The sequence below is a fragment of the Actinacidiphila alni genome (assembly GCF_900112845.1).
GTDB classification, from domain to species: domain Bacteria; phylum Actinomycetota; class Actinomycetes; order Streptomycetales; family Streptomycetaceae; genus Actinacidiphila; species Actinacidiphila alni.
Genome location: NZ_FONG01000001.1, coordinates 74,244 through 88,448, shown reverse-complemented (window position 1 = coordinate 88,448; position 14,205 = coordinate 74,244). Strand labels below are relative to the sequence as shown.

10 protein-coding genes are annotated in these 14,205 nt (G+C 72.1%); 7 read left to right on the top strand and 3 right to left on the bottom strand.

Features of this window, described 5'->3' with window-relative positions; translation table 11 throughout:
* Complete coding sequence (locus BM076_RS37150) at positions 1-1,662, bottom strand: BTAD domain-containing putative transcriptional regulator (RefSeq protein WP_093711260.1); 1,662 nt, start codon at positions 1,660-1,662, stop codon at positions 1-3.
* Positions 1,663-2,371: 709 nt separating this feature from the next.
* Here BM076_RS37150 and BM076_RS00330 point away from each other — a divergent pair.
* The 4 genes from BM076_RS00330 (at position 2,372) to gcl (ending at position 7,280) form a co-directional block, all read left to right on the top strand.
* Positions 2,372-3,196 (top strand): TIM barrel protein, encoded by an 825-nt coding sequence (locus tag BM076_RS00330; protein WP_093711259.1) that lies wholly within the window; start codon positions 2,372-2,374, stop codon positions 3,194-3,196.
* 108 nt (positions 3,197-3,304) lie between these two features.
* On the top strand, positions 3,305-4,204 hold the full coding sequence (locus BM076_RS00325; RefSeq protein WP_093711258.1) for a 2-hydroxy-3-oxopropionate reductase: 900 nt from the start codon (positions 3,305-3,307) through the stop codon (positions 4,202-4,204).
* Positions 4,205-4,475: 271 nt separating this feature from the next.
* Complete coding sequence (locus BM076_RS00320) at positions 4,476-5,225, top strand: hypothetical protein (protein ID WP_093711688.1); 750 nt, start codon at positions 4,476-4,478, stop codon at positions 5,223-5,225.
* 255 nt (positions 5,226-5,480) lie between these two features.
* On the top strand, positions 5,481-7,280 hold the full coding sequence (gcl, locus tag BM076_RS00315; protein WP_093711257.1) for a glyoxylate carboligase: 1,800 nt from the start codon (positions 5,481-5,483) through the stop codon (positions 7,278-7,280).
* Here the strand turns inward: gcl and BM076_RS00310 are convergent.
* Both BM076_RS00310 and BM076_RS00305 read right to left on the bottom strand, forming a co-directional pair.
* Positions 7,270-8,835 (bottom strand): AMP-binding protein, encoded by a 1,566-nt coding sequence (locus BM076_RS00310; RefSeq protein WP_322934410.1) that lies wholly within the window; start codon positions 8,833-8,835, stop codon positions 7,270-7,272. The genes gcl and BM076_RS00310 overlap by 11 nt on opposite strands.
* Positions 8,836-8,927: 92 nt before the next feature.
* Complete coding sequence (locus tag BM076_RS00305) at positions 8,928-10,604, bottom strand: AMP-binding protein (protein WP_093711255.1); 1,677 nt, start codon at positions 10,602-10,604, stop codon at positions 8,928-8,930.
* 112 nt (positions 10,605-10,716) lie between these two features.
* On the opposite strand from BM076_RS00305, the gene BM076_RS00300 reads away from it, so the two are divergent.
* From BM076_RS00300 to BM076_RS00290, 3 genes are all read left to right on the top strand, one after another.
* Positions 10,717-11,589, top strand: coding sequence for a helix-turn-helix transcriptional regulator (locus BM076_RS00300; protein ID WP_093711254.1), 873 nt, complete (start codon positions 10,717-10,719; stop codon positions 11,587-11,589).
* 127 nt (positions 11,590-11,716) lie between these two features.
* The gene (locus tag BM076_RS00295) at positions 11,717-12,385 is read left to right on the top strand and encodes a LysE family translocator (protein WP_093711253.1); all 669 of its coding nucleotides are present in this window, start codon (positions 11,717-11,719) and stop codon (positions 12,383-12,385) included.
* Between the two features lie 210 nt (positions 12,386-12,595).
* On the top strand, positions 12,596-14,137 hold the full coding sequence (locus BM076_RS00290) for an MFS transporter (RefSeq protein WP_093711252.1): 1,542 nt from the start codon (positions 12,596-12,598) through the stop codon (positions 14,135-14,137).
* The last annotated feature ends 68 nt before the right edge of the window (positions 14,138-14,205 follow it).

Sequence of the window (14,205 nt, the reverse complement as noted above, 5' to 3'; positions counted from 1 at the left end):
TCACGCCTCCGTAGTGTGCAGTTCCGCTGCGCTGAGCCGCCGCGGTGTGGTGGATGTGCCCTTCCCGCCCCCGGCCCGGCCGGCCGGGATCCCGGCGCCGCCGGGAGCGGCTTCGGTACGACCGGGGGCGGATCCCGAGCGGCTGGGTTCTGCTCCGGTACGGCCGGGGGCGGATCCCGAGCAGCCAGGTTCTGATCCGGCACGGCCGGAGCCGGATCCCGAGCGGCTGGGTTCCGCTCCGGTACGGCCGGAGCCGGAATCCGGGCAGCCGGGTTCTGATCCGGTACGACCGGACGCGCGCCCGGTCCGGCCGGAAGGTGTTCCCGCGCCGCCGGAAGGGATTCCGGTACTGCCGGAGGCGGATCCGCCGCAGCCGGTGGATTCGGCACCCCGGCCGGGAAGTCCCTCCGCGCGCCCGGCCGACGACCCGACGGGCCCGGCCCGTTGCCCGGACGGATCCGACACCGCCCCGGACCCCACCCGGCCCGGCGCCGCCGCTTCCGCCCGGTCCGGCGCTGTCGCGGCCGTTGACCGGCCCGTCGCTCCCGGTGCCGCCGACCGGTCCGATACAGTCTCCGGCCGATCCGGCGGCGCCGCCGCCCGGCCCGCCGCCGCCGACGCCGGCCGGTCTGCCACTCCCACTGCCGCCGACCGGTCCGGCACCGTCCCCGCCCGGTCCGGCGCCGCCGCAGTCTGCGTCGCCGATCCGCCCGGCGCAGCCGTTACTCCGCCGGTGGCCGCCGCGCGGGCGAAGACGCGCAGGAGTTCGTGCATGCGGTACAAGCCGCGCGGGCCCTCTTCCAGCAGACCCGCGCCGACCAGGCTGTCCAGCACCCGGCCGCCCTCGACGGGCTCCCCGGCCACCGGGTCGCCCGCCGAATTCCCCGCCGGGGCGGCGGCGGACGCGGGACCGGGCCCGGCGACTGCGGCGCGGTGCGCCGCCCGCTCGGGTTCGCCGCGCAGGATGGCCAGTTCGAGGCGCTGGAGCGCGGGGCCGGGGTCGACCCCGAGGGCCTGCGCGAGATGGGTCTTGACCCGCCGGTACTCGGCGAGCGCCTCCGCGCGGCGGCCGACGCGGTACAGCGCCTCCATCAGCTGCTCGGTGAAACGTTCATGCAGCGGATGGGCGCGCGCGGTGGGCCAGATCTCGGCCACCGCCTCCCGATGCCGCCCGCATGCCAGTTCGAGGTCGAAGACGCGCTCGATCGCCCGCAGCCACTCCTCGTGCAGGCGCGGCAGTTCGTCGCGATGCAGCAGGTCGGACGGGACATTGGCGAGCAGCGGCGGCTGCCACAGTGCGAGCGCCTCGCGCAGCAGCCGCAGCTCCGCCTCCGGCTCCTCGGTGGCATAAGCGCGGTCGAGGAGTTCCCTGAACTGCACGAGATCCAATGTGCCGGCGTCGGCCGTGAGCCGGTATCCGCCGGGCACGGCCTCGATGGTGTTGCCCGCGATCCCGTATTTGCCGAACAGCCGCCGCAATCGCAGGACACAGCTGTGCAGCGCCGACTTGGCCTGGGCAGGCGTCTCCTCGCCCCAGATCACGCGTTGCAGGAAGTCCGCGGAGACCACCGAATTAGCATTCAGCAGCAATGCGGCGAGCAGGGCGGCCGGCCGGGACGGCTGGAGCACCGCGGATTCGCTGCCGTCCGTGACGGCCAGCATTCCGAGAACCCGGAATCGCGTCCGCGCGACTACCGCCTGCGGCGGCGTTCCGCCATTTGCCGCTGGTAATCCGGCACTGTTTTCGAGCGCATTCGACCAGACCACCGATCCACCGTCCCCGTAGCCCCGTATCGACCGCCGACACGTCCGGCAGGTGTGGGCCGGAGCACGGCGGAGTCCTTTGAGGCCCATACCGGTTGGCGGTCAGCAAGGACAGTACGGCAGCGATGTTTGGCTTGTCCAGGGAAAAATCGGATGCCGGGGGGTTAGCGATCTGTTAGAGGGGTGCGGTGCGCCCATACACGAACTCACTCCGGAAAACGGGACACACCGGACCGTACCCCTCCGGTACGGAAGCGAGCAATCGGACATTCTTCGCAGTATTGCGGGATCGTAAAGCGGCATTCGCCTTACCCCTCGCCGGACGGCTTTATGCGCGCCACCGGGAGGTCGACTTCGCTTTACGCAGGAAGTTCGCCCCGGCTTTGCTCTCCGGGCGCCGCCACTGGAATAGACCAGGACCAATTCCGTGACACCCGCCCGGGGTCTGAGCTGCGAAGAGGGCGCGGTGGCCGGAAGCCGCCGGTCGGCGGGCCCGCGGCGGCGGGACGCGGGCCGGTGGCCACGAAGACTTGACAGCCGCCGAGGGGCTGATTCAATGTTCCACAAGACAGAAAACAACTTCCGCAATACGGAAGGGGCGCACACAGTGAGCTTCGCCGACGCGCGCTTCGATGTGAACCTCTCGATCCTGTTCACCGAACTCCCGCTGCTGGAGCGGCCCGCGGCCGCCGCCGCGGCGGGCTTCGACGCGGTCGAGCTGTGGTGGCCGTGGGTCGACGACCCGACACCGCCGCAGGCCGAGCTGGACGCGCTGCGCTCCGCGCTGGAGTCGGCCGGCACCCGGCTGGTGGGGCTGAACTTCTACGCGGGGCAGCTGCCGGGCCCCGACCGCGGCGCCCTGTCGGTGCCCGGCGAGGAGTCGGAGCGCTTCCGCGCCAATGTCGACGTCGCCGCCGGCTTCGCCGCGTCGGTCGGCTGTACCGCGCTCAACGCGCTGTACGGCAACCGGGTCGAGGGCGTGGACCCGGCCGCGCAGGACGAGCTGGCGCTGGAGAATCTGGTGCTCGCCGCCCGCGCCGCCGACCGGGTCGGCGCCACCTTGCTGATCGAGGCGCTCAACGCGCCCGAGTCGCCGCGTTATCCGCTGGTGAGCGCCCCGGCCGCGGTCGAGGTCGTGGACCGGGTGAACACCGCCACCGGACTGGACAACACGCGCTTCCTGCTGGATCTCTACCACCTGTCGATGAACGGCGAGGACCTCGCCGAGGTCGTCGACCGCTACGCGGACCGCACCGGCCACGTACAGATCGCCGACAACCCCGGCCGCGGCGCCCCCGGCACCGGCACCCTCCCCCTGGAGGACCTGCTCGGCCGCCTGCGGAAGGCGGGCTACACCGGCTGGACCGGCCTGGAGTACAAGCCCGGCCCCGACGGCAGCGCCGCCGCCTTCGACTGGCTCCCCCGCGGCTAGCACCCGATCCGTACGACAGGCACCGGGCCCGGTCCGTACCGCGGGCCGCAGGGCCCCGGGGCGCCTCGCGCTCCCGGGCCGGGCCCCATCACACCCCGAGAGGACCTCATGAGCACCAACCTTCCCAAGGTCGCCTGGATCGGCCTCGGCATCATGGGCTCCCCCATGGCCGAGAACCTGATCAAGGCCGGATACGACGTCACCGGCTACACGCTGGAGGCCGCGAAGCTGGAGCGGCTGGCGGCGGCGGGCGGCACGGCCGCCGGGTCGATCGCCGAGGCCGTACGCGACGCCGATGTGATCGTCACCATGGTGCCGGCGTCGCCCCAGGTCGAGGCCGTCGCGTACGGCGAGGACGGCATCCTGGCACACGCCAAGCGGGGCGCGCTGCTGATCGACACCTCCTCCATCACCCCGCAGACCTCGATCGACCTGGCGAAGGCCGCCGCCGACAAGGGCATCCGGGTGCTGGACGCGCCGGTGTCCGGCGGCGAGGCGGGCGCGATCGAGGCCGTGCTGTCGATCATGGTCGGCGGTGAGCGGGCCGACTTCGACGCGGCCAAGCCGCTGCTGGACGCGCTGGGCACGACCGTGGTCCTGTGCGGCCCGCACGGCGCCGGCCAGACGGTGAAGGCCGCCAATCAGCTGATCGTCGCGGTCAACATCCAGGCGTGCGCCGAGGCCGTGGTCTTCCTGGAGAAGTCCGGGGTGGACCTGGGCGCCGCGCTCGAGGTGCTGGGCGGCGGCCTGGCCGGTTCCACCGTGCTGGCCCGCAAGAAGGCCAATTTCCTCAACCGCGAATTCGCGCCCGGCTTCCGGATCGACCTGCACCACAAGGACATGGGCATCGTCACCGACGCGGCCCGCACCGTCGGCGCCGCGCTGCCGGTCGGCTCGGTGGTGGCCAATCTGGTCGCCTCGCTGCGCGCCCAGGGCGACGGCGGCCTCGACCACTCCGCGCTGCTGCGCGGCGTGGAGCGGCTGTCCGGCCTCCCGGTCAAGGACTGACCCGGGTCGCGGGACCGCCTCCCCGGCCGGGGGCCCACGTCACGTCGGTCCCCGGCCCCCCTGAACACCGTCCGGCGGTGCGTGACTTGTCCTGTCGCGCCCAAACGCACCGCCGGGCGGGACCACCCCCGCGCGCCCCGGACGAATCCCGCGCGCACCTCATCCCGATCGGCCGTGGCCCCCGCAGGGCTGACTCCTGCACTATGGGACGTGCATGTCGTGCACGATGTCCCTGGCACATTCCGCCGCCGCCGACCGGGAGTTGTCCACCATGGCAGAGCGCGTGCTCGTACGCTGTCCGGCCTGCGACCGGGAGCATGCGTACATGGCGCCGACGTATCCGTGCGCGTGCGGTGCGCCGCTCGCGCTCCCGGTGCTGTCCGGGGGCGCGCCCGAGCAGATCGCGCACAAGTCGTGGGACGAGTCCTGGGTGCGGCTGCGGTGTCCGGACTGCGGCAGGACCGACGAGTGGCCGATGCCGGAGTTCGACTGCGCGTGCGGCGCGCTGATCCGGCTGCCGGTGGCGGGCGAGGCCGCGCAGGAGGCCGGGAGCCTGCCGGTGGGCGCGCACCAGACGGGTGCGCCGCCGGACCCGACCGGTGACGTACCGCCGCCGCCCACCGACCGGCCGCCCTTCCGGCCGGTCACCATCAGGACCGGGCGCGACGCGCTGACCGCCGCCGCGCAGTTCCTGAAGTGGCTGGGCTTCGGCGGGATACGGCTGGCCGGCGACCGTACGGCCAACGGCATCGACCTGCGCGGCGACGGACTGGTGGCCCAGGTCGACCCCACCACCCAGCCGACCGCGGCCCGCGACGTGGAGTGCCTCTGGCTGAACTGCGCCAACGAGGACGCGGTCGGCGCCTTCTTCTCGCTGGCCGGTTACGCCCATGACGCGCGGCTGCGCGCCGACCAGCTCGGTGTGCCGCTGTTCGTGATGGACCTGACCGGCACCCCGCAGCCCGTCAACGACGCGGCGGACGACCTGATCAGGACCGGCCCCGGCGGCACCGCCGGCTGAGCCCCACCTCGCGCGCCCTCCCCGAGGCGCCCGGCAGCGGAACTCCCCCGCGCCGGGCGCCTTTTCGCTGTTCACCGGGCCTCTTCCCGCGCCGTCCCCGGGCGTCTTGACGGGTGCCGCGACACGCTTTACGTTGTTTCCATATAGCAGAACTACTTTTCCACATTACGGAATCATCCTGGCGGGTCGGCCCGAACGGTCAGCCCGGACGGTGTGGAGGGAAGTAGTCGCCGACAGAAGCAGGAGAGGGACCTCATGCCTCGTATGACCGCCGCCCGCGCGGCCGTGGAGATCCTCAAGCTGGAGGGCGTCGATGTCGCGTTCGGCGTGCCCGGGGCCGCGATCAACCCCTTCTACGCCGCGCTCAAGGCGGCCGGCGGCATCCGTCACACGCTCGCCCGGCACGTCGAGGGCGCGTCCCACATGGCCGAGGGCTACACCCGCGCCGCCCCCGGCAACATCGGTGTGTGCATCGGGACCTCGGGCCCGGCCGGCACCGACATGATCACCGGCCTGTACTCCGCGACCGGCGACTCGGTCCCCATCCTGTGCATCACCGGCCAGGCCCCGACCTCCGTGATCCACAAGGAGGACTTCCAGGCCGTCGACATCGCCTCGATCGCCGCGCCGGTCACCAAGGCCGCCACCACCGTGCTGGAGGCCGCGCAGGTCCCCGGCGTCTTCCAGCAGGCGTTCCACCTGATGCGCTCGGGACGGCCGGGCCCGGTGCTGATCGACCTGCCGATCAATGTGCAGCTCACCGAGATCGAGTTCGACCCGGAGACGTACCAGCCGCTGCCGGTCTACAAGCCGGCCGCCTCCCGCGCCCAGATCGAGAAGGCGCTGTCGATGCTGCTGGCCGCGCAGCGCCCGCTGATCGTGGCCGGCGGCGGCATCATCAACGCCGACGCCTCCGACCTGCTGGTGGAGTTCGCCGAGATCACCGGCACCCCGGTCATCCCGACCCTGATGGGCTGGGGCACCATCCCCGACGACCACGAGCTGAACGCCGGCATGGTGGGCCTGCAGACCTCGCACCGGTACGGCAACGCCACCTTCCTGGAGTCGGACTTCGTCCTCGGCATCGGCAACCGCTGGGCCAACCGCCACACCGGCTACAAGCTCGACGTCTACACCGAGGGCCGCACCTTCGTGCACGTCGACATCGAGCCCACCCAGATCGGCAAGATCTTCGCCCCGGACTACGGCATCGCCTCCGACGCCAAGGCCGCGCTCGCGCTCTTCGTCGAGGTCGCCCGCGAGCTGAGGGCCGAGGGGCGGCTGCCGGACCGCCGCGCGTGGATCGACGCGTCACTGGAGCGCAAGGCGACGCTGCACCGCCGTACGCACTTCGACAACATCCCGATCAAGCCGCAGCGCGTCTACGAGGAGATGAACCGGGCCTTCGGCCCCGAGACCCGCTACGTCACCACCATCGGCCTCTCGCAGATCGCCGGCGCGCAGATGCTGCACGTCTACCGGCCCCGGCACTGGATCAACTGCGGCCAGGCGGGCCCGCTCGGCTGGACGATCCCGGCCGCGCTGGGCGTGGCCACCGCCGACCCGGACGCGCAGGTGGTGGCGCTCTCCGGCGACTACGACTTCCAGTTCATGCTGGAGGAGCTGGCCGTCGGCGCCCAGCACCGCATCCCGTATGTGCACGTGCTGGTGAACAACTCCTACCTGGGGCTGATCCGGCAGGCGCAGATCGGGCTCGACATCGACTTCCAGGTCAATCTGGAGTTCGAGAACATCAACTCGCCCGAGCTGGGCGTCTACGGCGTCGACCACGTCAAGGTCGTCGAGGGCCTGGGCTGCAAGGCGATCCGGGTCACCGACCCGGCCGAGCTGGGCGCGGCCTTCGAGCAGGCCAAGAAGCTGGCCGCCGAGCACCGGGTGCCGGTGGTGGTCGAGGCCATCCTGGAGCGGATCACCAACATCTCGATGAGCACGACGGCCGACATCAGCAATGTCGTGGAATTCGAGGAGCTGGCGACCGAGCCTGGCCACGCGCCCACCGCGATCAGGCCGCTGACCTCCCCGGTTACGGCCTGAAGTCCTCCCGCAGCTCCACCTTGCGGATCTTGCCGCTGACCGTCATCGGGAAGCCGTCCATGATCCGCAGGTGGCGCGGCACCTTGTAGTGCGCGAGCCGGTCGGCGCAGAAGTCCTCGACCTCCGCCAGCGTCGGCGGATCCGCCGGGTCGCGCGGGATGACGCAGGCCAGGATCTCCTCGCCGTACCGCTCGTCGGGCACCCCGACCACCTGCACATCGGCGATCTTCGGGTGGGTGTAGAGGAATTCCTCGATCTCCCGCGGATAGACGTTCTCGCCGCCGCGGATGATCATGTCCTTGATCCGGCCGACGATGGCGAGATAGCCGTCGTCCCGCATCACCGCGAGGTCGCCGGTGTGCATCCAGCGCCCGGCGTCCACCGCCTCGGCGGTGCGCTCGGGCTCCTCCCAGTAGCCGAGCATCACCGAGTAGCCGCGGGTGCACAGTTCGCCGGGCTCGCCGCGCGGCACCGTGACACCGCTGACCGGGTCGACGACCTTGACCTCGATGTGCGGCAGCGCCCGGCCGACGGTGGCGGTACGGTGCTCCAGGCCGTCGTCCATCCGGGTCTGGGTGGAGACCGGCGAGGTCTCGGTCATCCCGTAGCAGATGGACACCTCGGCCATGTGCATCTCGGCCATCACCCGCTTCATCACCTCGACCGGGCACGGCGATCCGGCCATGATGCCGGTGCGCAGCGTCGTCAGGTCGTAGCGCGCGAAGTCGGGCAGGCCCAGCTCGGCGATGAACATCGTGGGCACCCCGTACAGCGAGGTGCAGCGCTCCTGCTCGACGGCGCGCAGCGTGGCGGCCGGGTCGAAGGACGGGGCCGGGATGACGATGCAGGCGCTGTGCGTGGTGGCGCCGAGATTGCCCATCACCATGCCGAAGCAGTGGTAGAAGGGCACCGGCAGGCAGATCCGGTCCTCCTCGGTGTAGCCGACCGTCTCGCCCACGAAGTAGCCGTTGTTGAGGATGTTGTGGTGCGAGAGAGTGGCGCCCTTGGGGAAGCCGGTGGTGCCCGAGGTGTACTGGATGTTGATCGGGTCGTCGCAGCTCAACGTCGCCTCGATGGCTGCCGGTTGATCCTCCGGTATCCGCTCGGCGGCGGCCAGCAGCGCGTCCCAGGTCGGGTCGCCGATGAACACCACCTCGCGCAGCCGCGGCAGTTCGCCGCGCACCCGCTCGACCATCGCCCGGTAGTCGCTGGTCTTGTGGCCGGTCGAGGAGATCAGCACCTCGATGCCGGACTGCCGCAGTACGTAGTCGAGTTCGTGCACGCGGTAGGCCGGGTTGATGTTCACCATGATCGCGCCGATCCGCGCGGTGGCGTACTGCACCAGCACCCACTCCGGGCAGTTGACCGCCCAGATGCCGACCCGGTCGCCCTTGAGCACGCCGAGCGCGAGCAGTCCGCGCGCCAACCGGTCGACGTCCGCGCCGAATTGGGCGTACGTCCAGCGCCGGCCGCCGGCCACGTCCACCAGCGCCTCGCGGTCCGGGTGGGCGGTCACCGCGCGGTCGAGATTGCGTCCGATGGTGTCCCCGAGCAAGGCCGTCTCCCCCGTCCCGTGTGCGTACGACGGTTCCGCCGTCCCGTGTGCGTGCGACGATGCCGCGGCGCCCGCCGTACCGGTCGCGCCGCTCACCGGTAGTCCTCCTCGTGGAATTCGGCGCTCCCGTCGTGCATCGTGCGTTCGCGCAGCTCGATCCGGCGGATCTTGCCGGAGACGGTCTTCGGGAGGTCGGCGAACTCCAGCCGCCGGATGCGCTTGTACGGGGCCAGCACCGCCCGCGAGTGCGCGAAGATCGCCTTCGCCGTCTCGCCGTCGGGCGCCCAGCCCTCGGCGAGCACCACGTACGCCTTGGGCACGGCCAGCCGCAGCTCGTCGGGGGCGGGCACCACCGCGGCCTCGGCGACCGCCTCGTGTTCGAGCAGCGCGCTCTCCAGCTCGAAGGGCGAGATCTTGTAGTCGGACGCCTTGAAGACGTCGTCGGCGCGGCCGATGTACGTGATGTAGCCGTCGGCGTCGCGCGAGCCGATGTCGCCGGTGCGGTAGAAGCCGCCGCTCATCGCCTCCGCGGTCGCCCCGGGCGAGCCCGCGTACCCGGTCATCAGGCCGACCGGCCGCTCCGCGCGCAGGTCGAGGCAGATCTCGCCCTCGTCGCCGACCTCGCCGGTCACCGGGTCGACCAGGGCGACGGTGTAGCCGGGGGTGGGGCGTCCCATGGAGCCGGCCTTGACCAGCTGCCCGGGGCAGTTCGCCACCTGCACGGCCGTCTCGGTCTGGCCGAAGCCGTCCCGGATCAGCACGCCCCACACCCGCCGGACGTGCTCGATCACCTCGGGGTTGAGCGGCTCGCCGGCCGCGACGACCTCGCGCGGCGGGGTGCGCAGCGCGCTCAGATCGGCCTGGATCAGCATCCGCCACACCGTCGGCGGGGCGCAGAAGCTGGTGACCCCGGCGCGCTCCATCTCGGCCATCAGCCGCCCGGCGTCGAAGCGCGTGTAATTGTGCACGAAGACGGTCGCCTCGGCGTTCCACGGCGCGAACAGACTCGACCAGGCGTGCTTGGCCCATCCGGGTGAGGAGATGTTGAGGTGCACATCGCCCGGCCGCAGCCCGATCCAGTACATGGTGGCGAGGTGGCCGACCGGGTACGAGATGTGGCTGTGCTCGACCAGCTTGGGCTTGGCGGTGGTACCTGAGGTGAAGTACAGCATCAGCGGGTCGCCCGACGGGGTCGGCCCGTCGGGGGTGAAGTCCGGGGTGGCGGCGTACGCGTCCTCGTAGCCCAGCCAGCCCTCGGGGGCGCCGCCGACGGCGATCCGCGTGTAGTCGCCGGGGACATCGTCGAACTTGGCCGCGTCGGCGGCGCGCACGACCACGTGCCGGGCCCCGCCGCGGTCGATGCGGTCGCGCAGGTCGGCCGGGCCGAGCAGTGGGGTGGCGGGGATGACGACGGCGCGCAGTTTCATCGCGGCGAGCGCGGTCTCCCACTGCTCCACCTGATTGCCGAGCATCACCAGCACCCGGTCGCCGGCCCCGACGCCTTGCGCGCGCAGCCAGTTGGCGACCCGCGCGGACCGCTGCGACATGCCCGCGTAGGAGACCCGCAGCTCGCTGCCGTCCTCCTCGACGATCCACAGGGCGGTGCGGCCGTTGTCCCGCGCGACGACGTCGAACCAGTCGAGCGCCCAGTTGAACTCCGCCGGTCGCGGCCAGTCGAAGCCCGCGCGGGCCGCGTCGTAGTCCTCCCGGTGCCGCAGCAGGTAGTCGCGGGCGGTCCGGAAGGCTCCGGTCGCGTCCGTTGCCGCCATCTGTCCTCCTCGTCGGTGCACCCCTCGGTAGCATCGTGCGTCAGTGACCTGGGTCTCACTACCCCCGGACGGGGGTGAGCACGGGGTGGGGCCGGGCGAGGAGGTGGAGCGGATGGACGCTCAACGGGCCGAGGCGGTCGAGGTACGGGCCGCCCTGCTGCGGATGCGCAGGTCGGGACTGCTGCCGGTGGCCTTCGGCGGTCTGGTGACCGGCGCGGGACCGGCCGGCGGCCACGGCGCCCGGCAGTTCCGGATCTCCGAGCTGGCCGGCACCGCCACCGAATCGCTGCGCGGCCTGACCATCACCACCGGCAACGGCCTGGGCGGCAAGACCCTGGCCACCGCCCGGCCCTGCTCGGTCACCGACTACGGCGTCTCCCGGGTGATCAGCCACGAGTACGACCCGGCCGTCGCCGCCGAGGGCCTGCGGTCGGTGCTCGCCGTCCCGGTCGTGGTCCGCCGCCGGGTGCGCGGGGTGCTGTACGGCGCGCTGCGGCAGCCGTACGCGCTGGGCGACCGGCCGCTGACCGTGGTGCTCGACGCGGTGCGCGAGCTGGAGCAGACGCTGGCGGTACGGGACGAGGCGCAGCGGCTGCTCTCCTTCTGTCAGCAGCCGGTCACCTCCGACCCGCGGGCCTGGGAGCAGGTCCGCGAGGCGCATTCGGAGCTGCGCGCGCTGGCCGGCCGGATCCCCGACCCCCACCTGCGACAGGAGCTGCTGACGGCGTGCGCGCGGCTGGCCTCGGCCGCCGTGCCGGGCGCCGCCGCGGAGTCCCGGGCCGCGCGCCCGGCGCCGCTGACCGCGCGCGAGCTGGATGTGCTGGCGTCGGTGGCGTCCGGCGCCACCAATGCCGCGGCGGCGGCCCGGCTGCGGCTGCGGCCGGAGACGGTGAAGAGCTATCTGCGGTCGGCGATGCGGAAGCTGGGCGCGCACACCCGGCTGGAGGCGGTGGTCGCGGCGCGCCGCGAGGGTCTGCTGCCCTGACCGGCCCCGTCCAGGGCCCCTCCCACGTCGGCCCGCCCGATATGGGGCGGCGGACGCCGCGGGCCCGGGGCTACGCTCGCGGCACGCCGCACCGGCGGCGGCACGGGACGCGGCGGAGGTGGCGGGGATGTCGGTCGACAGATTGCTCGGATTCGCGGCGATGTCGCTGGTGCTGGTGCTGATCCCGGGCCCGAGCGTGCTGTTCGTGCTCGGGCGCGCGCTGGCGCACGGGCGGCGGACCGCCCTGGGCAGCGCGCTGGGCAATGCGACGGGCGCGTACGTACTGGTGACGGCGGTGTCGGTGGGGCTCGGCGAGATCGTCGCCCGGTCGGTGACGGTGTTCGTGGCGCTGAAGCTGGCGGGCGCGGCCTATCTGGTGTTCCTGGGCGTGAAGGCGTTCCGGCACCGGGGCGCGCTGTCGGCGGCGATGAGCGACGGCGGGGCCGAGGGGGCCGACACGTCCTCCGGGACGCGTACGCGCGGGGACGTGCGCACCCTGTGGGAGGGCTTCGTCGTCGGCGTGACGAATCCGAAGACGATGGTGTTCTTCGCGGCCGTGCTGCCGCAGTTCGTCGACCGCGGCGCGGGCCATGTGCATGAGCAAATGCTGCTGCTCGGGCTGGTGTTCACGGTGATCGCGCTGGTCTGCGACAGCGTGTGGGCGCTGACCGCGTCGGCCGCCCGCACCTGGTTCGCGCGCTCCCCGCGCCGGCTGGCGGCGGTCGGCGGCACGGGCGGTCTGGCGATGATCGGCCTGGGCGTGACGGTCGCCGTGACGGGCCGCGCGGATCAGTGACCGGGGTTCACACGGACCGGTGGCCGCAGGCCGCGCGGATCAGTGACCTGGCCCTTTCGGCGGTGTGATCAGCGGCACACAGGGGCACACAGCGAAACGTTTGCGTTTCGATAGGTCCGGTCGTACGGTCGGTGGAGTACGAAACCGTTTCGTTCTTACAGCGGTTCCTGTCGGTTCCTGCCCGCCCGTCCCTTTCCGGGAGTCCGCCTCATGTCATCCCAGTCCACCGCCGACTCGCAGGTCGGCGACTCCGCGGCGGCCTCCGCGCCCGCCGCCGGCACCGGCCTCACGGCGCCGGTGCAGAAGCAGGAGAAGGCGAACCACCGCTGGTGGGTGCTGAGTGTCATCGCACTCGCGCAGCTCATGGTCGTCCTCGACGCCACCATCGTGAACATCGCGCTGCCCTCCGCCCAGCGCGACCTCGGCTTCAGCGACGGAAACCGGCAGTGGATCGTCACCGCCTACTCCCTCGCCTTCGGCTCCCTGCTGCTGCTCGGCGGCCGGCTGGCCGACCTGATCGGCCGCAAGATCGTCTTCCTGACCGGTGTCGTCGGCTTCGCGGGCGCCTCCGCCCTGGCCGGCGCCGCGCAGAACTTCGAGGTGCTGGTCACCGGCCGCGCGCTACAGGGGCTGTTCGGCGCGCTGCTCGCGCCGGCCGCCCTCTCGCTGCTCAACACGACCTTCACCGACGCCAAGGAACGCGCCAAGGCTTTCGGCATCTACGGCGCCATCGCCGGTGCGGGCGGCGGCGTGGGCCTGCTGCTCGGCGGTCTGCTCACCGAGCACCTGAGCTGGCGCTGGACGCTGTACGTGAACCTGATCTTCGCCGTCCTGGCCTTCGCCGGAGGTATGAGCTTCCTGCGCAAGGGCGCGCCCGCCGACCGTCCGAAGCTGGACATCCCCGGCACGATCATGGTCACCACGGGTCTGTTCGGTATCGTCTACGGTTTCTCGAACGCCGAGACCCACGACTGGTCCTCCCCCCTGACCTGGGGCTTCCTGGCGGCCGGCGGTGTCCTGGTGGCCGCGTTCACCTGGTGGCAGACCCGGGTCACGCACCCGCTGCTGCCGCTGCGCGTACTGCTGGACCGCGACCGCGGCGCGTCCTTCATCATGCTGGCGATCTCCGGCGCCGGAATGTTCGGCGTCTTCCTCTTCCTGACCTACTACCTGCAGGCGTCGCTCGGCTACACCCCGGTCAAGACGGGTCTGGCGTTCCTGCCGATGATCGGCGCGCTGATGGTCTCCGCGCAGCTGGCCACCAACAGCCTGATGCCGCGGTTCGGGCCCCGGCCGATCGTGCCGCTCGGCATGGCGATGGCCGGTGCCGGTATGGCCTGGCTGACCGTCCTCGACCTCAACAGCACCTACGCGGCGCACGTCCTGCCGCAGCTTCTGGTGATCGGCTTCGGTATCGGTCTCGCGCTGCCGCCGTCGATGAGCGTGGCCACCGCGGGCATCGCAGCGGAGGACGCGGGCGTCGCCTCGGCCGCGGTCAACACCATGCAGCAGGTGGGCGGTTCGATCGGTACGGCGCTGCTCAACACGCTGGCCGCGAGCGCCGCGACGAGCTACCTGCACAGCCACAAGCCGTCCGCGGCAGCCGCCGCCCAGGCCCAGTTGCACAGCTACTCGACCGCCTACTGGTGGTCGGCAGGGCTCTTCGCCGTCGGCTTCGTGCTCGCCCTGTTCATGTTCCGCAGCGGCAAGCCCCAGCAGACCGGCGACGGCGCCCAGGCCGTCCACATGTAAGGCGGGCCGACTGGTCCTCCCCAACCCCCCGGCCCCGCAGGAGCGGAGTGTGGTCGGGGTCCAGGGGG

What these genes read in the sequence shown, in the direction of transcription:
- BM076_RS37150 (WP_093711260.1), bottom strand. Translation starts at nt 1,662, where the DNA reads ATGCTGGCCGTCACGGACGGCAGCGAATCCGCGGTGCTCCAGCCGTCC.
- BM076_RS00305 (WP_093711255.1), bottom strand. Translation starts at nt 10,604, where the DNA reads ATGGCGGCAACGGACGCGACCGGAGCCTTCCGGACCGCCCGCGACTAC.
- BM076_RS00295 (WP_093711253.1), top strand. Translation starts at nt 11,717, where the DNA reads ATGTCGGTCGACAGATTGCTCGGATTCGCGGCGATGTCGCTGGTGCTG.
- BM076_RS00320 (WP_093711688.1), top strand. Translation starts at nt 4,476, where the DNA reads ATGGCAGAGCGCGTGCTCGTACGCTGTCCGGCCTGCGACCGGGAGCAT.
- gcl (WP_093711257.1), top strand. Translation starts at nt 5,481, where the DNA reads ATGCCTCGTATGACCGCCGCCCGCGCGGCCGTGGAGATCCTCAAGCTG.
- BM076_RS00325 (WP_093711258.1), top strand. Translation starts at nt 3,305, where the DNA reads ATGAGCACCAACCTTCCCAAGGTCGCCTGGATCGGCCTCGGCATCATG.
- BM076_RS00290 (WP_093711252.1), top strand. Translation starts at nt 12,596, where the DNA reads ATGTCATCCCAGTCCACCGCCGACTCGCAGGTCGGCGACTCCGCGGCG.
- BM076_RS00300 (WP_093711254.1), top strand. Translation starts at nt 10,717, where the DNA reads ATGGACGCTCAACGGGCCGAGGCGGTCGAGGTACGGGCCGCCCTGCTG.